Origin of the sequence: Streptomyces sp. NPDC050528 (genome assembly GCF_044457795.1) — a bacterium.
GTDB lineage: Bacteria > Actinomycetota > Actinomycetes > Streptomycetales > Streptomycetaceae > Streptomyces.
On the sequence record NZ_JBITHH010000001.1, the window covers coordinates 954,608 to 974,193 of the forward strand.

The following is a 19,586-nucleotide window of genomic DNA, read 5'->3' on the forward strand; positions in this document are numbered from 1 at the left end:
GCCCCAACAGCCAAAGCCGCCGGCTCGATCAGGCCCGCCCGCTCCCTCAGAACAGGCTGAGCAGTGCCTCCGCCGGGTCCACCATCCCGTTCTCCCCATCCGGCAACGGCAGTTCGAACCACACCGTCTTGCCGCGTGGCGTCCGGCGTGAGCCCCACGCCGCCGACAGAAGGCCGACCAGCTGCAACCCCCGGCCGCCCTCGTCCGTGTCGCGGGCGCGGCGGCGGCGCGGTTGGACCAGGCCCGCGTCCCAGACCTCGCACACCAGGGTGCGGTCCAGCAACAGCCTCAGCCTGATCTCGCCCTCGCCGTACCGCAGCGCGTTCGTCACCAGCTCGCTGACCAGCAACTCGGCGGTGTCCACGAGGGGTTCGAGGTCCCAGGACTGGAGGCGGGCGCGGGCGTACTCGCGGGCGCGGCCCACGCTGCGCGGTTCGCGCGGCAGGGTCCAGTCGCCGACCGAGTCCTCCGGCAGGCCCTGAACGCGGGCCATGAGGAGCGCGATGTCGTCCTCGCCGTGGTGGGTGTCGAGGGTGCTGAGGACGTGGTCGCAGACGTCCTCCAGGTCGCGGTGGGTCTCGGCGTTCAGTGCCGCCGCGGTGGGCGGGGGGCCGTCGGACGAACCACGCGTCGCCGGGTCGGTCAGCGCGCCCACGAACGCCTGGAGGCCCTCGTCCAGGGGGTGGTCGCGGGATTCGACCAGTCCATCCGTGTAGAGCGCCAGCAGCGCGCCTTCGGGGAGTTCGACCTCCACCTCCTCGAAGGGCTCGCCGCCTACCCCTAGGGGCATGCCGGGAGGGACGTCCAGCATCAGCGCCGCCTCGCCCGGTTCCACCAGGACCGGCGGGAGATGCCCCGCGTTGGCGAACGTGCAGCGCCTGGTCACCGAGTCGTAGACCGCGTAGATACAGGTGGCCAGATACACCTCTGCCAGGTCCGCCTCGCGGGGGCGGCGGGCCGCCCTCGTTGCCTGCTGGACTCCGCCGGGGGTGCCCAGGCCTCGGGCGATCTCGTCCAACGCCGAGAGGACTTCGGCCGGTTCGAGGTCAAGCAGGGCCAACGTGCGGACCGCCGTGCGGAGTTCGCCCATGGCCACCGCAGCGCGCAGACCGCGGCCCATCACGTCGCCCACCACCAACGCCGTGCGGTGGCCGGGGAGTTCGATGACGTCGAACCAGTCACCGCCGACCTCCGTCGCCGCGTTTCCGGGCAGGTAGCGGCAGGCGATGTCGAGGCCGGAGGCCTCCGGGTCGCCGGGCGGGAGGAGGGACCGTTGCAGTATCAACGCCCGTTCGTGCTCGCGCCGGTACAGCCGCGCGTTGTCGATGCAGACGGCGGCCCGCGCCGCCAGCTCCACCGCGAGATCCCGGTCCCGGTCCCCGAACGGCTCGCTGCCCTTCGTCCGGGCGAACTGCGCGAGCCCTACGACGGTGTCGTGGGCGACCATCGGCACGGCCAGCGTGGACTGGACGAGGCCGCCCTCCTCGGCGGGGACGTACTGCGGGCGGGCGGTGCGCAAAGCGTCCGCGCAGGGCGAGTTGAAGGGGTAGTGGTGGACCGCGCCGACCGCGACGGGTGCGCCGCCGCCTACGAAGGGGGCGTCCGAGACCGCGCTGGCGAAGGCCACCCGGCGGAGTTCCGCGCTGCCGTCGGCGCGGCCGGGCGGGGTCTCGTCGCCGGCCAGGAGGCCCTGGTAGAGGTCGACGGTCGCCAGGTCGCAGAAGCCGGGGACGACGACGTCGAGGAGTTCGCGGGCCGTGGTCTCCAGGTCGAGGGAGTTCCCGATCCGGGCGCCGGCCTCGTTCAGAAGGGCGAGATTGCGCCGCGCGGAGGCGGCCTCACGGGCGGCGGCGCGACGCGCGGTGATGTCGGTGCCGAGCCAGGCGATGCCGATGGGGCGGCCGCTGCCGCTGTGCACGCGGTAGAGGTTGATGGACCAGTGCCGGCGCTCCTCGGAACCCGGCACGAGGCCGGTGACATGCATGTCCGTGATGGAGTTGCCGGTCTCCAGGACCCGGCGCAGGGTCGCGGTGACCCGCTCGGCCTCGGGGCTCTGCAGATAGTCCTGGACGCCCCGGCCGCGGTGGTCGTCGGGGGTGCCGCCGAAGGTGTTGGCGATCTGCTGGTTGGCCCGCCGGACCCGCAGGTCGGGGTCGATCAGCAGGAAGCCGAAGGGAGATTGACCGAATATCGACTGCGAGGCGGCGAGATCGGTCTCGATCCGGCGCAGGATGCGGACGTCGACGACGATGCAGACGGCGGCCCGCTCGCCCTCCTCGGTCCGCGTCGGCATCACATAGACCTCGGCGAGACCCTCCTTGCCCGGCTCTCCCCCGGGGGTCTCCGGCACCTTGAAGGGGACCACCCCGGTCCACTCCCGGCCGTCCAGGATCTCGGCCATCTTCCGCTGGCCGTGCTCGTGCAACTCGGGGTCGACGAACGCCTCGATGGGATCCATGCCCACCGCGCGCTCCGTGGAGATGCCGAACAGCTGCTCGGCCCGCAGGCTCCACTGGTCGACGAGCCCGTCGGGGCCTATGGAGAAGGAGGCGACCTTGATGTAGTCGTAGATCGAGCCGGGTGGGCTGCTCTGCCACATGGCGTCGCCGACGGACAGAACGCCCTCGCCGGGCACGTCGATGAAGCCCGCGGCCTCAGCCCTCGCGCCGTCCGACGGGTCCTCGGACTCCGTGGCCTTCGCTGGTATCTCGCTCACGCGAACCGTCCCCTCCAGCTCACCGCGTCCGGCACCGGTCACCGGGGGCGGCTGCCCGCAGTATCCAGCACTACGGCGCCGCACAACACGGTGTTCACGATCACAGGACAATCCCGATGCATTTCGGACCTGCCTGCGACAACACTTCCAGTCTTCTAACCAGCGGACACGCAGTCGAACCACGCGGATCGACAACCGTCACAGGCCTGAACCAGTCGATGGACACGACTGTCCGGTTCGTACAGCTGTGTTCGGTCCCGGTTCACCCGGGCACGGCCAGCTCGAACCATACGGTTTTGCCCGTTTCCCCGGGGCGGGTACCCCAGCGGACGCAGGCACCGGCGACCAGTTGGAGACCCCGGCCGCTCTCGTCCTCGGGGCGGGCGACGCGCTCGCGGGGCAGGTCCGGGAGTGGGTCGGAGACCTCGACCAGCAGCACGCCGGCCGGGCCGACGGGCCGCACCAGCCGGACTCCGATGGGTCCTGTGGCGTGCCGCAACGCGTTGGTCACCAGCTCACTGACCAGCAGCGCCGCGATGTCGGCGAGGGCGTCGAGGTCCCAGTCGCGCAACTGGGCGCGGACGGCGGTGCGCGCGGTGCGGACGGCTCCCGGATCCGCGGGAAACGTCCACTCGACGCGGTCGCCTTCGGTGTCGATCAAGCCGATCACCTCCCGGGCCAGCCCGCTCACCCATGTCCGATTTCATGGGGTTAATGGGCACATACCCGATATTCAGGGCCCGGTACCGTCCCCGAGGGCGCACTGTGGCACGAACGGCGTACGCCTCATCCGGCACACTCCCCCGTCTCGGCCCACGACACCTTCGGCGCGCCCCGGTGACAAGCCGGGCGGGGACGACGAGTTCAGCGCGCCCCGGCATCGAGCAGCGCGAGCGTCTCCCGTACGGCGGGCACATCCTGGTCGAGCCAGTCGACGGTCCAGATGTCGGCGGGGGCGAGCCAGCGCAGTTCGTCGTGGTCTTCGAGGGGTCGGGGCTCCGCCGATCCGGGGAGCAGCCGGGCCGTCCAGACCTGGAGGACGTACGGCGGCTTCAGCGGCCACTCGCCCGGGACGCGCTCGACGGTCTCGGCGTCGACGCCGAGTTCCTCGCGCAACTCGCGCACCAGCGCGGCATCGGGGCGCTCGCCGGACTCGACCTTGCCGCCGGGGAGTTCCCAGCGCCCGGCCAGTTCGGGGGGTGCGCTGCGGCGCGCGGCGAGCAGGCGGCCGCCGTCGAACAGGGCGGCTCCGACCACCACGATCCGTGTCGTCATGCGCCGGAGCCTACGGGGTGCGGGGGCGCGGTCAGTTGCGGGTGGCGTCCTCGCTCTGCCCGATCCGCTCGACCCAGTAGAGCTGCTTGTGCCGGCGGTCGTCGAGGCTGTCCGCGATCTTCTGGGCCTCGGCGCGGGTCGCGTACCGGCCCACGCGGTAGCGATTGCCGTTGTCGTCCTGCCGTATGACGAGCCAGGGAAGAGTGATCGTGCCGTCGTTCATCGCCATCGCGCCCCTCCGCCTCCCGCTCGCGGTTCGTGCCGTGCCCCACCCCATAAGGAAACCGCAATCCGCATATGCCGGAGCCTACGCCTAACCTTCACGCAGCGAATACGGCTTTTCACAAAGAGGTACGCAACCAGCCAAGACGCAGGGGGCGCACGACCACGAACGCGCCGTTGGCGCACCTCGATGCTTCCGGTGAGAGGCACGCTACAGGCGCCGTGAACGACCTGCGAGATAGACCGGAATCCAACGGCCCGCAGGGCAGGGCGGATTGACCGGATCCGGCGACAAGACGGGTCAACTGCCGGAAAGCGTGCGCTACTTCACCACCGGTGTGCTACTTCACCGCCCGCGCGCTGCTCCACCGCCCGTGCGCTACTTCACCGGAAGGTGGTAGGCGATCCGGTACCGGTCGGCCGGGACCACGACATCGGCCGTCTCCACCGGGCGACCCGAGGCGTAGTACGTGCGCTGGATGACCAGCACCACATGCCCGGGGACTCCCCCCAGGGCGAGCAACTCCTCGGCGAGACCCGGCCGGGCGCCGACCTCCTCGGTGACGTTGTCGACGACGACGTCGATGGCACGCATCCGCTCGACGACCCCCATGCCGCCGAGCGGCCCCTCCTCGGGCAGCATCACGGGCGTACGGCCGGTCACCGCGAGGGGCTCCCAGGACGTGGAGAGCATCATCGTCTCGCCGGCGTCCCGGAACACGTACTTCGTGCACATCACGCGCTCACCGGGCTGGAGCGCGAGCCGCTCGGCGATGGCGGCGCCGGCCTCGGCCTGCTCGCTGCTGGACTCCCAGGTGCCGCGCGCCTCCCCCTCGGCCTGCTCCTGCCGGAACGGGGTCGCGCCGGCCGGCGGCCGGAACCCGGAACGGGAGACGCGCCGCGGCACGGGACGCTCGCGCACGTACGTCCCCGACCCGGAGCGGCCTTCGACCAGGCCCTCGGCCATCAGCACCTTGCGCGCTTCGAGGGCGACCGTGTCGGACACCCCGTACTCCTCGCGGATCCTGGCCTGCGAGGGGAGCCGGGTGTGCGGGGGCAGCTGGCCGTCGACGATCTTCTTGCGGAGATCACCCGCGACGCGCAGATATGCCGGCTGCTCACCGAATGTCACTGGCCGCTCCCATCAGGTTGTACAGACAGCAACAGCCTGGCAACCGTGGGTTGTGCCATGCAAGCAAAGGCCAGAGAATCACTCGATGTGATGACTTATCCCCGGCGTGGGCTTTACCCAGGCACTTTCTCCCCGCTATAGGGGCCGTCACACCTCCATGCCGCCGGCGTCTCCCCCGCCGTCCCCGCCGCTGTCGTTCTCGTCGTACGACGGAGGGGTCGTGGCGAGCCCCAGAGCCTTGCGGGCGGTGACGGACTTCTGGGGGGCGATCAGGTCGGCGCCCTTGTCGTAGTGCGCGTAGAACTCGTCCGCGTCCGAGGCCTCGGCCGCCTTCGCCCACTCCTTCTGTGCCGCCCGCAGGTCCTTGACCAGGGCCGCGACCGGCTCGTCGGAGGCGGCGGACCACTCATGACCGTCGAGCAGGTCGGCCTGCTGGGTGAGCGCGGCCGACACCCGGCCCGCCCAGGCCTTGTGCCCCGGGAGGTCGTCCTCGACGTACTGCGCGTCGGGGGCCGAGTCCAGCGCCGAGTTGAGGACGTGCGCCGCCTTCAGATAGGCGACCTGGTCGGAGTCGAGGTTCGTGGCGTCGTTGCGCAGCGAACCGCCGGGCAGGCTCGCCTCCTCGTCCGTGTTGCCGAACACACAGGTGATCTCGCGGTCGCCCAGGCTCCAGCTCTGCGAGGTCGGGGTGACGTAGTAGATGTCCACGTCGTCGGGCACGGCCCAGCCGTCCATGGCGTACGCGTCCTGGAGCGCGTAGCACTTGTCGTCGGCGGTGGCCGTGACCTTCTTGTCCCCCGGGTACGCGCCACTCCCCATCCGTACGACGGCGAACACCTCCCCGTCGTGCGCGCCGTCGCAGGACACCACGTCGAAGTCGTACGTCATGCCCTCCAGCGAACCGCTGGGCGCGTCGAAGCACTCGCCCTTCACCGGGGAGGCACTGGAGTTGTCCCGCGCGCTGTCCTTGACCTCGTCCCAGAACCCGGTCGCCGCGCCGGTCGCCCCGAGCACCCACACCATCAGCCCGAACGCCGACAGCACCATCCCGGCCGCCGCCATGCTCCGCCCGCGCTCGCCCCGCTTCTTGATCTGGTTCAGCGAGATCAGCCCGAGGACGATCCCGACCCCCGGTATGCAGCACAGGATGCCGAGCACGAGCGCGGCGACGGACATGCCGTTGAGGGGCGCGGGGTTGTTGTACGGGGTGTAGCCCTGGGACCAGGTCTGGTAGGGCTGCGGGCCGTAAGGGCTGAGAGTGGGGGGACCCGGAGGGGTTTGCGGGCCTTGGGGGTACGGGGCGTAGAGGGTCCCCGGCGGTGTCCCGTAAGGGGGTTGGGGCTGCGGCTGCGCGCCGTAGGGAGTGGGCGGGTTCTGCGCGGGCGGGGCGTACGGGTCCTGCTGCGGTGGGGCGTACGGGTTGTACGGGGTGGCTGCCTGCGGGGAGGGAGACGGGCCCGGGGCCGGGGGCTGGTCCTGGGGGCTCTCGGGGCCCTGGGTGGGCGGCCCTTGGGGCTCCGGGGGCGGGGGTATGGACACGGGTACCGTGCTCCTGGTTCAGGCGGGGATCTCCGGGGGAGAGCTGGAGACCTTCAGATGCGGGACTGACGTACGACTTGGCGCATGGTAAGCGGCAGGTGAGCGGAGGCGGAATGCGGGTTGGGCGGGGAACCGTAGGGGCGGTGAACGCGCTTACGGCGCGGTGGGCCGGGGCCGTCGACGGGGGCACGGTGTTCTCGGCGGCGGGGGTGTGGCCGTTGCTGGCGCTGCTGGCGGACGGTGCCGGGGGCGCGGCGCGGGCCGAGCTGGCGGACGCGGTAGGAATGCCGGCGGATCAATCGGCCGCCGCCGCAAGGGAGTTGCTGGGCGGGCTCGCGGCGATACGGGACGTGGACTCGGCGCTCGGACTGTGGACGAAGCGGACGCTGGAGCTGCGGGAGGCATGGGCGGCGGGGCTGCCGGCCGAGGCGCACGGGGTCCTCACGGGTGACCTCGACGCCGACCGCACGGCCCTGGACACGTGGGCGGCGAAACGCACCGGCGGACTGATCGAGCGGATGCCGGTCGCGCTGACCGACGACACCCAACTGGTGCTGGCGAGCGCGCTGGCCCTGCGCACGGAGTGGCTGCGGCCGTTCGACGAGGTGCCGATGGAGAGCCCGTACTGGAGCGACCGGGTCCCGCTCGGCCTGCGTCGCAGCTCGGCCCTCCTGGACCGGATCGGCGTCGCGAACACACCGGACGGCCATGTCACCCGGCTCAAGGTCCTCGGCAAGTCGGCGGTCGACGTCCATCTCCTGCTCGGGGAGGAGGGGATGACGTCCGGGCAGGTGCTCGGCGCGGGCGTGGGCATCCTGGACGGCCGGCATCCCGTAGTACCCGGGGAACAACTCCCCTACGGGGAACCGGGACCGGGCCTCAGCGTGGCGAAGGAACGCCGCACGCGCCCACAGCCGCCCTCGCTCGACGTGACGACGGTGGCGTACGACATGAGCGCGCGGCACGATCTCCTGCGCCTGCACCGCCTGTTCGGGCTCACGGCGGCGCGGGACGCCACGGACGGTCACTTCCCTGGAATCAGCCCGTCTCCGCTGGCCATCGGGTCGGCCGAGCAGTCGACGACGGCGAGGTTCGGCGCACACGGCTTCCGCGCGGCGGCGGTGACAGCCGTCGCCGCCGTCCCCGGCGGTGCCGCGCCCGCCCTGCGCTACGTGTCGACCACCGTCACCGCCCGCTTCGACCGCCCCTTCGCCTTCCTCGCCCTGCACCGTCACTCACGGTTGGTACTGGCGGCGGGCTGGGTCACGGAACCGGAGCCGTACCCCGAGCAGGACGAGGGGGACTGGGGCTGAGCGTCGGATGCGGGGCGGGCGACGATAGCCTTTCCGTGCGCGATCTTGCGCTACGGGACTCACGGGGGCGGAAGTGGGAGCGGTGCGGGGCACGACGGTCGACGGTGTGGCGCTCGGGAGCGCGGTGGACGCGGCCAATCGGCTGACGGCGCGTTGGGCGGACGCGGTGACCGACGGCTCGGTCTTCTCGGCGGCCGGAGTGTGGCCGCTGCTCGCGTTCCTCGCCGACGGGGCGTCGGGCGCCGCGCGGGCGGAGCTGGCGGACGCGGTCGGGATGCCCGCCGACCAAGCGGCCGCCGCCGCACGGGAGTTGCTGGCCGCGATGGGGTCGATGCCCGGGCTGAACCCCGCGCTCGGCCTGTGGACCCGGCCCGAACTGGCCGTACGGGAGGAGTGGCGGGCCGGGTTGCCCGCGGACACGCACGGGGTGCTCGCCGGGGATCTCCAGGTCTGCCAGAAGGAGTTGGACTCCTGGGCGGCCGAGCGGACCGACGGGCTGATCGAGCGGATGCCGGTCACGCTGGACCCGGGCGTGCTGATGGTCCTCGCCAGCGCGCTCGCGCTCCGGACCGAATGGCCGCGCCCCTTCAGCGAGTTGAGGCTCGGCCCGGACGCCGGGCCCTGGCAGGGACGGCAGTTGGTGGGCCTGTACCGCACCGGCGTGCGGCTCGACCGGGTCGGCGTGGTGAGCGGCCCGCACGGTTACGTCACCGAGCTGAAGGTCCCCGGCGACAACGGGATCGACGTCCACCTGCTGCTCGGCGAACCGCGCATGACCCCGGGTCAGGTGCTGGGCACGGGAGTTGACGTGCTGGCCCGCCGGCTGGCCGTCGTACCGAGTGGCCAACTCCCGTACGGGGACGTGGGACCGGGCCTGCGCGTCGAGCAACAGCGGTGCGCCATACCGCAACCGCCCGAGCTGCACGTCACGACGGTGGCGTACGACATGCGGGCGCGGCACGATCTCCTGGACCTGCCCGGCCTGTTCGGGCTCACCACGGCGAAGGACACCGGCGCCGGCCACTTCCCCGGCATCAGCCCGAACCCGCTGGCCATCGGGCAGGCCGAACAGTCCGCGATGGCCCAGTTCGGCGCGCTCGGCTTCCGTGCGGGCGCGGTGACCGCGATCGCCGGCTACGGCGCCGGGGTCCGTCCCGACCTCCGCCACACGACCACCGTCGTCACCGCCCTCTTCGACCGCCCCTTCGGCTTCCTGGCCGTACACCGGGAGTCCCGGCTGATCCTGACGGCGGGCTGGGTCACCGATCCGACCCCTTACGGGAGGTAGGGGGTTCGGGGCCGGGTGCGCCCCGTACGTGGTAATTCCCCGCGCGCTTCCCGCCGTCGTCCCGCGGGGCACTCCATCGTCGAACGGTGACCAAGCCGACCCGCCTGCTGCTCCCGCTCCTCGCCGCCGCGCTGCTCCTCCCCCTTCCCCTCCCCCCGGCGTCCGCCGCACCCCTCCCCCGCACCCACCCCCGCGACGACTGCGCCGCGCGCGGCTGGGCGCCCGCCGCCACCCGGATCGACCCGGCCGACACGTACCACCCCTACGTCGGCAACGGCTATCTCGGCACCCGGGTCCCGCCCGCCGGCGCGGGGTACGCCGCCTCCGGTGAGAAGACCGGCTGGCCGCTCTACACCCCGCGCTACGACGGCGCGTTCGTCTCCGGGCTCTATGCCCGGGGCCCCGCGAACACGGCCGGCCGCGAGGCCCTCGCCGCGCTCCCGAACTGGACCGGCCTCGACGTCACGGCGGGCGGCGAGACCTACGGCGGGAGCAGCGGCGGCCGGGTCAGTCACTACCGGCAGACCCTCAACCTCCGTTGCGGATACGTCCGTACGTCCCTCACCTGGACCACCGCCGACGGCCGCCGCACCGACCTCACCTACGACGTCCTCGCCGCCCGCGACACCCCGCACACCGGCGCCGTGCACCTGCGGGTGACCCCGCACTGGGACGGCGAACTCACCCTCACCGACCGCCTCGACGGCCGCGGCGCCCGCCGGATCACACAGACCGACGGCGGGCACGTGGGCGAACACACCATCGGCGTGGCGTTCCGCACGGACGGGACGGGGGTCGACGGGGCCGTCGCGTCCGTGCTGGATGCGCCCGGCCAGTCCCAACAGACCGGCAGGCAGGGGAAGTTGAGTTCAAGTCAGTCGACCGTCCTCCCCGTCCGCTCCGGGCACACCTACACCGCCACCAAGTACGTCGGCGTCGACACCACCCTCACCTCGCACGATCCCCGGTCCGCCGCGCAGGACGCCGCCGGGGTGGCCGCGCGGCGCGGATGGGACGCGTTGCTCGCCTCGCACCGTGCCGCCTGGCGCGCGTTGTGGTCGTCGGACATCGAGGTTCCGGGGCATCCCGATCTCCAACTCTGGGTCCGTTCCGCGCAGTACGGGCTGTTGTCCGCGCTGCGGCCGGGAGCCGCGAACAGCATCGCGCCCGCCGGGCTGACCAGCGACAACTACGCGGGCATGGTGTTCTGGGACGCCGAGACGTGGATGTTCCCCTCACTGCTCGCGACCCACCCCGACCTCGCCCGCCCGGTCCTCGAATACCGCTACCGCACCCGCGCGGCCGCCGCCGAGAACGCCGCGAAGACCGCGGTGAAGGGCCTGTTCTTCCCGTGGACGAGCGCGAGTCACGGGAAGCTGTGGAACGAGTGCCAGAGCTGGCAGCCGCCGCACTGCGTCACCCAGAACCACCTCCAGGGCGACATCGCCCTCGCCGCCTGGCAGTACTACCTCGCCACCGGCGACCGCACCTGGCTCCGCACCCGGGGCTGGCCCCTCCTCAACGGCCTTGCCCAGTACTGGACTTCGCGGGCGACCAAGAACACCGACGGCTCGTACTCCGTCAAGGAGGTCGCCGGACCCGACGAGTACAGCAACGGCGTCAACGACGGCGTCTACACCAACGCCGTCGCCGCCACCGCCCTCCGCGCCGCGACCGACGCCGCCCGCGCCCTGGGCACCAACGCCCCCGCCGACTGGCTCAGCGTCGCGAACGGCCTGCGCATCCCCTACGACCCGAAGCGCAAGATCTTCCTCCAGTACGACGGCTACAACGGCTCCCAGATCAAGCAGGCCGACACCGTGTTGCTGATCTACCCGCTGGAGTGGCCGATGCCGGCCGGTGCCGCGGCCGCCACCCTCGACTACTACGCCCAGCGAACCGACCCGGACGGCCCCGCCATGACCGACGCCGTCCACGCGATCGACGCGGCGGCGATCGGCGAACCCGGCTGTGCCGCGTACACCTTCCTGCGGCGGGCCTACCAGCCCTTCGCGCGCGGCCCGTTCGCCCTCTTCTCGGAGTCGCGCGGCGACAAGGCGGGCGCGTCCGACCCCCTCGCGGGCTCCCCCGCCCAGGACTTCCTCACCGGCAAGGGCGGCTTCCTCCAGGTCTTCACCCACGGCCTGACCGGTCTACGGCTCCGCCCTGACGCCCTCCACCTGGACCCGACCCTGCCGCCCCAACTCCCGGACGGCGTCCGCCTGTCGGGGCTGCGCTGGCACGGTCGTACGTACGACATCGCGATCGGGGCGAAGACGACGACGGTACGGCTGCGGTCCGGGGCGCCCTTCGCCCTGGACACCCCCGAGGGGCGCCGCACCCTCTCCGGCACGGTCACCCTGAAGACCCGGCGCCCGGACCTCACCCCCACCACCGACCTGGCCCGCTGCCGACCGGCGACGGCCACCTCCTCGGTCTCCGGCCTCTACCCGGAGGCGGCCGTGGACGGCAGCCCCGCGACCGCCTGGTCCCCGGACGCCGACCGGGCCTCCCTCACCGTCGACTTGGGGCGGCCGGTGCGCGTACGGACGGTTCACCCCACGTGGACCAAGCAGCCGGGGTCGTACACGGTCGAGGTCTCGGCGGACCGTCGTACCTGGCACACGCCCGACGGAACGGCAGCCCGGTACGTCCGCGTCAGCGTGCGCAGTGGCGGCAAGGGCGCCACTCTCGCCGAGCTCGACGTGCGCTCGTGACGGTCGAACTCCCCTGAAGGAAGCGTCAGTTGGTGGCCTCCGCCGCCAGTCTCCGCTGCTCCTCCTCCACGATCCGGCGGGCCAGCGTGGCGTCGGAGATGTCGATCGCGTCCGGGGTGGCGTCCGCGAGGGCGCTGCGCCGGGCGAAGGCGTCGAAGAGGCGGTCCTTGTTCTTGAGGATGGTCAGGAGCCGGTCGTCCACGCTGTCGGGGGCGAGCATGCGGTGCACCTGGACCGTGCGTATCTGGCCCATGCGGTGGACGCGGGCCACGGCCTGGTGCTCGACCGTCGGCTTGACCTGGGGTTCGCAGAGGATGACCAGGGAGGCGGCCTGGAGGTTGAGGCCGACACCGCCCGCCTCGATCTGGGAGAGCAGGACGGCGTGGCCGGTGGCCTGGGTGAAGTCGTCGACGAGCTGCTGTCGGCGGGCCGCCGGGACGCTTCCGGAGATGGGCCCGAACACGCCCTTTTCCAGGGCCTGTTCGACCGCGGCGAGCACGTCCCGGAAGTAGGAGAAGATCACCACCTTCACCCCGTTGTCCGCCGCCTCGGCGACCAGCTCGCGCAGGCGCTGGAGCTTGGCGGACTTCTCGGTGTCGGCGTAGGCGGCCCGGCGCATCGCCATGAAGTTGCCGTCGCCGACCGCGCGTTCGTACGCCTCGCGGTCGGCGACGCCGAGCTCGACCCACTCGTCGACCTGGACCAGGGCGGGCAGTTCGGTGAGCACGTCCTCCTGGTTGCGGCGCAGGTAGGCGGGGGCGACGGACTTGCGGAAGGCGTGCGGTCCGGCCGCCGCGCTGCCGTTGCTGATGGTCGGCAGGAGGTCGGGGCGGAGGTGGCGGACGAGGGTGCGGAACTCCTCGACGTGGTTCTCCATGGGGGTGCCGGTGAGGAACAGGACGCGGTCGCAGCGCTCGGTCCACAGGGCGACCGATTTGGTACGGCGGGTGTCCGGGTTCTTCACGTAGTGGGCCTCGTCCACGACGAGCATGCCCGGGGTGGGGCCGGTGGGCGCGTCGGTCTTCGTCCGCCTGCCCTTGGGTGATGTGTCGGCGGGTGCGGGCAGGGTGTGCAGCGTGTCGAAGGTCGTGATCGCGACTCCGCCGCGCTCGCCCCACTCCGCGTAGGCCTCGTGCCGGTCCGGGCCGTGCACGGGCAGCGCGCGCAGGGTGCTGCGGGCGCCGATCTCGCGGGTCCAGTTGATCAGCACGCTCGCCGGGCAGACCACAAGGAAGTGGTTGTGCCCCTCGGCCGCGAGATGGGCGAGCGCGGCGATGGCCTGGACGGTCTTGCCGAGTCCCATCTCATCCCCGAGGACGACCCGGCGTTGGGCCAGGGCGAACCGCGCCCCGAACGACTGGTACCCGCGCAGCGAGACCCGGCGGTGGGTGTCGTCCAGCGGCTGGGCGTGCACGCGCTCGGCCAGCTCCGCCGGCAGGAAGCCCTCGCTCGCCGCGAGGTCCGGCTGCTGCCCGTCGACCTCGGCGAGTTGGCTGTAGTACTCGGCGGACCGCAGCTCGAAGTCGACCCACGCCTCGATCTCGGAGACCGGCGGCCGCAGCAGATCGGTGGAGGCCTGGGCGATCAGCAGCCGTACGTCCTTGGCGGCCGGGTCGCCGACCAGTTCACGGATTTCGGCGACCGCGGCGAGCGCGCCGTCCCTTCGCCTGCGCCCGGCGAGCGCCATCAGGAGCCTGCTGCTGGCGGGCCGCGCCACGGGCAGCAGCGCGCCGAGCCGCTCGTCGAGCCGGTTCGCGGCGTCCAGGGCGCGGCGCAGCTCCGGGCCTGCCTCGACGAGCCGTTGCAGAGCGATGACCAGGGCGGTGGTCCGGGGCTCGGGGTGGTCGACGTCGATGCGGACGGAGACGGTCTCCGCGACGGCCCGCGCGATCTGCCGGGCGGCGGCGAGGGCGCGGTCGGCGGTCTGCTGTCCTACGCCGGGCAGTTGCCGCAGCTCGTACCGGCTCGCCTCGTGCACCGCGCGCACGGAGGTCAGTCCCGCCGCCTCCACGGCCCCGAGCCGCAGCCGTCCCTCGGTGACGTCCTTCAGGCGGGCGACCGGGATGGACTCCAGCTCCTGCGCGACGAGTTCGGCCCGCAGCGGCTCCAGCGCGGAGCGGACGGTGTCGAGCGCGCGGGTGTGGTCGGCACGCAGGGCGCGCGCCACGTCGTAGAGCTGCGTGCCCCGTGCGCACAGCTCCCTGGCCCGCCGCCCGGCCCGCGGAAACTCGCCCTCCATGTCACCCCCGCTCCCCATGTTTCTCGCCGTGCACCCATCGTGGCACGCACCACTGACAACGGGAGCGGGCCCGGCTCCTCAGCCCTTCCTCACGCGTCGAACCCCGTCGCCCGGGTCCGCTTCTCCCAGGCCGCGATGTCGCCGCGCACCTGGTCGAGGTGGTCGAGGACGGCGTCGACCGCGTCGTCGCCCAACGGCAGGTGCAGCGGGGTCTGTTCGGCGTCCAGCGCGGCGAGGATGAGGGCCGCCGCCTTCGCGGGGTCGCCGGCCTGGGCACCGTCGCCGCCGGAGACGAAGCCGCGGGTCTCGCTCACCTTGGCGTACACCCCGCTGTCGACGCTGACCCCGGCCCGGCTCGTGTCGAAGAGGGCGGTCCGGAAGGCACCCGGCTCGACGATCAGCACCTTGACGCCGTACTCGGCGACCTCGTCCGCGAGCCCCTCGGAGAGCCCCTCCAGGGCGAACTTCGTTCCGCTGTACGCCGAGAAGCCCGCGAAGGACATCTGCCCGCCCATGCTGCTCATCTGCACGATCGCCCCGGAGCGCCGTTCCCGCATGGACGGCAGCACCGCGCGCGTGAGGGCCGCGGGCCCGAAGACATGCAGGTCGAACAGGTCCCGCAGCTCCTGCTCGGTGGTCTCCTCCAAGGCCCCGACGTGCGTACGGCCCGCATTGTTGACGAGCACGTCGATCCGCCCGTACCGCGCCACCACGTCCCGTACGGCCGCCTCCGCCGCCCGGGTGTCGGTGACGTCCAGACGCAACGCCTCCATCTGGTCGGGACGCGCGGCCACCAGGTCGTCCAGTCCCTCGGTCCGCCGGGCCGCACCGACCACCACGTCACCGGCCGCGAGCGCCGCCTCGACGATCGCCCGCCCGAACCCGCTGCTCGCACCGGTGACCAGCCACACCTTGTTCATGACGTCTCCCCTTGAGATCCCCTGTTGTCCATCTGCCGACCAGCCTGCTCCCGCCCCCGATCACCCGTCCAAGACCTACGCTGATAACCAATGGCCATGACGACGGACGTACACGTACGGGACCTGCGCTACTTCGTCGCGGTCGCCGAGGAGCTCCACTTCACGCGCGCGGCCGAGAGGCTGTACGTCTCGCAGCCCGCCCTGAGCAAGCAGATCCGGGCGCTGGAGCGGCAGTTGGGCGCCGAGTTGTTCCGGCGTGACCGGCAGGGCGTGGCGCTCACGGCCGCCGGTGCGGCCCTACTGCCGTACGCGGAACGGCTGTTGGCGACCTGGGCGGAGGGCACGGCCGCGCTGGCGGAGGTCACGGCGGCCGAACGCAGCACCCTGGTGGTCGGCATGAGCACCAGCCCGGGCCGGGGCGGTCTGCTCCCGGCGATCCGCTCCCGCTTCACGGCGGCGCGTCCGGAGGCGAACGTACGGCTGCGGCAGGTGAGTTGGGACGATCCGACGGCCGGTCTCGCGGACGGCGACGCGGACGTGGCGTTCGTCTGGCTGCCGCTGCCCGACGCGGAGCGCTACGGCTGGACGGTCGTCGCCGAGGAACCCCGCCTTGTCGCGCTCCCGGACACCCATCCACTGGCCGCCCGCTCCGAGGTCGACTTCGCGGACCTCGCCGACGAACAGTTCCTCGCCCTCCCGACCGACGCCGGTCCCCTGCGCGACCATTGGCTCGCCCTCGACGAACGCGACGGCCGACTCCCGCGCATCGGCGCGGAGATCGCGAGCACCGAGGAGACGTACGAGGCGCTGGTCGCCGGTCTGGGCGTCTGCCTGGTCGCCACGGGCAACGCCCATCTGATCACCCTCGGCGGTGTCGTCACCCGCCCGGTGCACGGCATTTCGCCGAGCCGTTACGCCCTCGCGTGGCGGCGCGAGGACGGGGCACGGCCGCTGGTCCGGGCGTACGCGGAGGCGTGCCGGCTGGTGGCGGGGCGCTGATCGAACTCCCTTGCGGCACAGTTACGATGAGCCGTTTTCGGGGGTTGGGGTTCGGGACTCGGAGGGGAACCATGTCCACAGGGGGAAGCATGTCCGTACGACGGACAAGACGCACGCCGCTCGCATCGCTCGCGTTCGTCGGAGTGGCCGCGCTCGCGGGGCCGTTGGTCGTCTCCGCCGGCAACGCGCAGGCGGCGTCGGGGTCGTTGACCGTCACCACGCTGGGGCGGCACGGCGCCAAGGTCGCGACGACGGTCACCGTCGTCAACGCGTCGTCGGGTGAGACGCGTACCGTCAAGTCGGGCAAGCGGCTCAGCCTGCCGGCGGGCACGTATCTCGCGATGGCCGACATCTACGAGAGCACCGCGGACGGTCTGGGCACCGACACCCTCGGCGCGCAGGTCGTGTCCGTGTCGGGGGCCAAGTCCACGACGCTGGACGCCCGCAAGGGCAAGGCGGTGAAGGTGTCGCTGGACACTCCGGCCGATGTCACCGAGCCTGCCACGATCGGCGCGCAGGTGTGCTCCGCCGACGCCAACATGCCCTCCGCCGTCGCCGTGAGCGGCGGGAACCGCGCGGGGTCGCTCTACGCCATCCCCAACTCCTCCAAGCGGCTGCAGTTCGGGTACCTGGCGCAGTGGTCCGGCAACGACAGCTATGTCGCGGTCAAGAACACGACCGGCATCCCGGCCGCGCCCGGCGGATCGTTCAAGCGGTCCCAGCTGGCGACGATGCGTTTCTCGGTGCGCGGCGGGACACAGATGGCGAACGAGCACAACGTCGCGCTCCAGGCCGCCCCGAAGGTCGACAACTGCACGACCGATCTGTACGCCAACGTCAACGACGACAGCGCGCCGTACAGCGCCACCGTCCATGTGACGCCCGGGAGTTGGCAGCCGCGCGACGACATCTTCGCGAGCAACGGCGACGACGTCGGCGGGGGCTTCCCGGCGGTGCGGACGCTGAAGGCGGGGCAGAGTTTCACCCAGTCCTTCGGGCGGGCCGTGTGGAGCCCGCTGCACTATCTGCCGTTCGTCTGGCAGAAGTCCGTGAACTTCATCCCGGACGCGCTGATCGGCGACCCCGACGTGGGCACGAGCGGGGCCGACCCGACGAAGGAGACGGTGGTCCTGTCCAAGGGGAGCACCACCGTCAAGAAGAAGACCCTGACCAACTGGGGTTCCTCCGACGCCGACTTCGCCGCCACGATCCACTCGGCGGGCACCTACCGGCTGACCGTGGACGCCCACCGCTACCGCCCGGGCATCACCTTCCCGTCCGGCATGCTGTCGTCGCGCGTCACCCTGGACTGGCGGTTCAAGGCCGACCCCGCCAAGTCGGTGGTCGCCCCCGTCTTCATGACCCGCTTCCTGCCCGCCGGCCTCGACAGCCGCAACCGGGCCAAGGCGAACAGCACCACGTCGGTCACCGTCAGCGCGGGCCGCGGATCCCAGGGCCCGGACGTCAAGTTCACCAAGTCGACGGTCAAGTCCCTGAAGGTCTGGGCGTCTTCGGACGGCGGCACGACCTGGAAGGCCGCCACCGTCACCCGCTCCGGTTCCTCCTGGAAGGCGTCCGTGCACAACCCGGCCTCCGGCGCGGTCGCCCTGCGCTCCCAGGTGACCGACTCCGCGGGCGGTACGTCAGTGGAGACCGTCTACCGCGCCTACGCCATCGGCTGATCCGCCCGCGTCGCCGCCCGTAACCCCGCCCCGGTCTCCGGCTCCGTCCCCTGTCTGAGCACAGGGCTGGCCGTCGGCCGGGGTGGACGGTTCGGGCGTCTCCGGGGTGGTCACCGGGTCCCCAACGGGACTGGGATCGGCGGGAGTTGGTTCCCCCGTCGACGGCTCGGAGGGGGTCGTGGGCTCCGGCTTCGGCTCGCCGGTCTTGGGCGGTGCCGGAGTCGGGTCGGTGGGCGTCGGTTCCGGGGCCGGGTCCGTGACCACCGGCGGTTTGGGCGTGGGCTTCGGCTCCGGTTCAGGTTCCGTGGTCACCGGCGGTGCGGGAACCGGCTCGGTGGTCACCGGCGGCGACTCAACTGGCGCCGTAGGAACCGGAGTTGTCCCGCTCGCACCCGACCCGTCGCCCGTGTCGCCAAGTACGGCCGGGGGCACGGCACTTATGGACCCGTCCGCCGCAGGGGCCGTAGAACCCGTGCTCTTGCCCGGTGTCTTCGGGGGCTTCCCCGAGCGCGGTTCGGACGCCACCGGGGCCTGGGTGACCGGGACTTCGGCCACCGGGCCCTTCGCGACCGGGACTTCGGTGGCGTCGGTGCCGCCGAAGAGGACGACGACCGCGACGGCGCCCGCCACGGCCGTACCGACGGCGGCCGCCATCTGTGTCTTGGAGGCGCCGACTGCCGCGTGCCGTACGCCGTGCAGCAGTCCGGCACCGTGGCCGCCCGCAGCGGCGGCGGAACCCGCGCCGAACCCGGCGAGCAGGAACTTGCCCGCACCGCCGAGCACGAACACCAGCAGAGCCGGTGCGACGAGCGCGGGCAGGCGGTCGTTGGCGCGCATCAGGGCCGCGAGGCGGGCGCGGCAGTCGTCGCACGCGTCGACATGGCCGAGGAGGCGTTCGGACTGCCGCTCGGTGGCGGCTCCGCGTACGTACGCGGGCATACGGGCCCAGTGGACCTGGCACGCGGGGTCGTCCGGGGCGCCGGTCTGCTCGCGCAGGAACGCCTGCCGCATGCCCTCCCGCGCGCGGTGCAGCAGTACGGCGGTGGCGCCCTGCTTGGTGCCGAGCTGGGGGCCGATCGCGGCCAGCGGCAGGCCCTCCGCCTCGGCCAGCCACAGCGCCTTCACCCAGCGCTCGGGCAACTGCTCAAGTACCCTTACCAGAAGGTCCGTTGAGGACACCTGCTCGGCCGGGTCGCCCCCGTGGACCTGCGCGTGGTTCCCCTCGGCCCGCTCGTCGGCCTGCGGATCACGCGGTGTCTCGCGTGCGGCGCTCCCCGCGGCCGTGGCGAGGTGCTTCACCGTCGTCATGAGGTACGCCGGGACGTTGTCGATCTCATGGCCGGCGGACAGCCTGCGCCACACCCTGAAGTGCGCCTCGGCGACGAGGTCTTCGGCGACCCAGGTGTTCCGGGTGAGCGAGCGGGCGTAGGCGACGAGGCGCGGCTGCTGCTCCTCGTAGATCCGGGCGTACTCGGCGGTGGGACCGTCGGTCATGGCAGCAACGCTCCAGTTGCCAAGGGGGCGGGGAAGGATTTTGTAAGCCT

At 72.2% G+C, this 19,586-nt stretch carries 14 protein-coding genes; 5 read left to right on the plus strand and 9 right to left on the minus strand.

Annotated features, from left to right (window positions below; translation table 11 throughout):
- Positions 1-46: 46 nt before the first annotated feature.
- The 6 genes from ACIBK4_RS04365 to ACIBK4_RS04390 form a co-directional block, all read right to left on the minus strand.
- Positions 47-2,716, minus strand: coding sequence for a SpoIIE family protein phosphatase (locus tag ACIBK4_RS04365; RefSeq protein WP_398991959.1), 2,670 nt, complete (start codon positions 2,714-2,716; stop codon positions 47-49).
- Between the two features lie 262 nt (positions 2,717-2,978).
- On the minus strand, positions 2,979-3,407 hold the full coding sequence (locus tag ACIBK4_RS04370) for an ATP-binding protein (protein WP_398991961.1): 429 nt from the start codon (positions 3,405-3,407) through the stop codon (positions 2,979-2,981).
- Positions 3,408-3,580: 173 nt separating this feature from the next.
- Positions 3,581-3,991 (minus strand): (deoxy)nucleoside triphosphate pyrophosphohydrolase, encoded by a 411-nt coding sequence (locus tag ACIBK4_RS04375; RefSeq protein ID WP_398991963.1) that lies wholly within the window; start codon positions 3,989-3,991, stop codon positions 3,581-3,583.
- Positions 3,992-4,022: 31 nt separating this feature from the next.
- Positions 4,023-4,214 (minus strand): SPOR domain-containing protein, encoded by a 192-nt coding sequence (locus tag ACIBK4_RS04380; RefSeq protein WP_366431521.1) that lies wholly within the window; start codon positions 4,212-4,214, stop codon positions 4,023-4,025.
- Between the two features lie 378 nt (positions 4,215-4,592).
- Positions 4,593-5,345 carry a GntR family transcriptional regulator gene (locus ACIBK4_RS04385; protein WP_398991965.1) on the minus strand — a complete coding sequence of 251 codons (753 nt, stop codon included), beginning with the start codon at positions 5,343-5,345 and terminating at the stop codon, positions 4,593-4,595.
- Positions 5,346-5,492: 147 nt separating this feature from the next.
- Positions 5,493-6,884, minus strand: coding sequence for a DUF4190 domain-containing protein (locus tag ACIBK4_RS04390; RefSeq protein WP_398991966.1), 1,392 nt, complete (start codon positions 6,882-6,884; stop codon positions 5,493-5,495).
- A gap of 113 nt (positions 6,885-6,997) precedes the next feature.
- Here ACIBK4_RS04390 and ACIBK4_RS04395 point away from each other — a divergent pair, with 113 nt between their 5' ends.
- From ACIBK4_RS04395 to ACIBK4_RS04405, 3 genes are all read left to right on the plus strand, one after another.
- Positions 6,998-8,197 (plus strand): serpin family protein, encoded by a 1,200-nt coding sequence (locus tag ACIBK4_RS04395; protein WP_398991968.1) that lies wholly within the window; start codon positions 6,998-7,000, stop codon positions 8,195-8,197.
- Between the two features lie 82 nt (positions 8,198-8,279).
- Positions 8,280-9,485, plus strand: coding sequence for a serpin family protein (locus tag ACIBK4_RS04400; protein WP_398991970.1), 1,206 nt, complete (start codon positions 8,280-8,282; stop codon positions 9,483-9,485).
- A gap of 86 nt (positions 9,486-9,571) precedes the next feature.
- The gene (locus ACIBK4_RS04405) at positions 9,572-12,202 is read left to right on the plus strand and encodes a discoidin domain-containing protein (protein WP_398991972.1); all 2,631 of its coding nucleotides are present in this window, start codon (positions 9,572-9,574) and stop codon (positions 12,200-12,202) included.
- Positions 12,203-12,227: 25 nt separating this feature from the next.
- On the opposite strand, the gene ACIBK4_RS04410 is transcribed toward ACIBK4_RS04405, so the two are convergent.
- The gene (locus tag ACIBK4_RS04410; RefSeq protein WP_398991974.1) at positions 12,228-14,441 is read right to left on the minus strand and encodes a DEAD/DEAH box helicase; all 2,214 of its coding nucleotides are present in this window, start codon (positions 14,439-14,441) and stop codon (positions 12,228-12,230) included.
- A gap of 89 nt (positions 14,442-14,530) precedes the next feature.
- The gene (locus tag ACIBK4_RS04415) at positions 14,531-15,361 is read right to left on the minus strand and encodes an oxidoreductase (RefSeq protein ID WP_398991976.1); all 831 of its coding nucleotides are present in this window, start codon (positions 15,359-15,361) and stop codon (positions 14,531-14,533) included.
- 90 nt (positions 15,362-15,451) lie between these two features.
- On the opposite strand from ACIBK4_RS04415, the gene ACIBK4_RS04420 reads away from it, so the two are divergent.
- Entirely contained in the window at positions 15,452-16,360 is a 909-nt protein-coding gene (locus tag ACIBK4_RS04420; RefSeq protein WP_398991978.1) for a LysR family transcriptional regulator, read from the plus strand.
- An 89-nt stretch (positions 16,361-16,449) separates the two neighbouring features.
- On the plus strand, positions 16,450-18,042 hold the full coding sequence (locus tag ACIBK4_RS04425; RefSeq protein WP_398991980.1) for a hypothetical protein: 1,593 nt from the start codon (positions 16,450-16,452) through the stop codon (positions 18,040-18,042).
- Here the strand turns inward: ACIBK4_RS04425 and ACIBK4_RS04430 are convergent.
- On the minus strand, positions 18,004-19,536 hold the full coding sequence (locus tag ACIBK4_RS04430) for a sigma-70 family RNA polymerase sigma factor (protein ID WP_398991982.1): 1,533 nt from the start codon (positions 19,534-19,536) through the stop codon (positions 18,004-18,006). The two genes, ACIBK4_RS04425 and ACIBK4_RS04430, sit on opposite strands and share 39 nt — an antisense overlap.
- Between the last annotated feature and the right edge of the window lie 50 nt (positions 19,537-19,586).

Coding starts and splice junctions, on each gene's coding strand:
- ACIBK4_RS04375 (WP_398991963.1), bottom strand. CDS start 3,991: ATGACGACACGGATCGTGGTGGTCGGAGCCGCCCTGTTCGACGGCGGC.
- ACIBK4_RS04380 (WP_366431521.1), bottom strand. CDS start 4,214: ATGAACGACGGCACGATCACTCTTCCCTGGCTCGTCATACGGCAGGAC.
- ACIBK4_RS04395 (WP_398991968.1), top strand. CDS start 6,998: ATGCGGGTTGGGCGGGGAACCGTAGGGGCGGTGAACGCGCTTACGGCG.
- ACIBK4_RS04410 (WP_398991974.1), bottom strand. CDS start 14,441: ATGGAGGGCGAGTTTCCGCGGGCCGGGCGGCGGGCCAGGGAGCTGTGC.
- ACIBK4_RS04415 (WP_398991976.1), bottom strand. CDS start 15,361: ATGAACAAGGTGTGGCTGGTCACCGGTGCGAGCAGCGGGTTCGGGCGG.
- ACIBK4_RS04420 (WP_398991978.1), top strand. CDS start 15,452: ATGGCCATGACGACGGACGTACACGTACGGGACCTGCGCTACTTCGTC.
- ACIBK4_RS04425 (WP_398991980.1), top strand. CDS start 16,450: ATGTCCGTACGACGGACAAGACGCACGCCGCTCGCATCGCTCGCGTTC.
- ACIBK4_RS04430 (WP_398991982.1), bottom strand. CDS start 19,536: ATGACCGACGGTCCCACCGCCGAGTACGCCCGGATCTACGAGGAGCAG.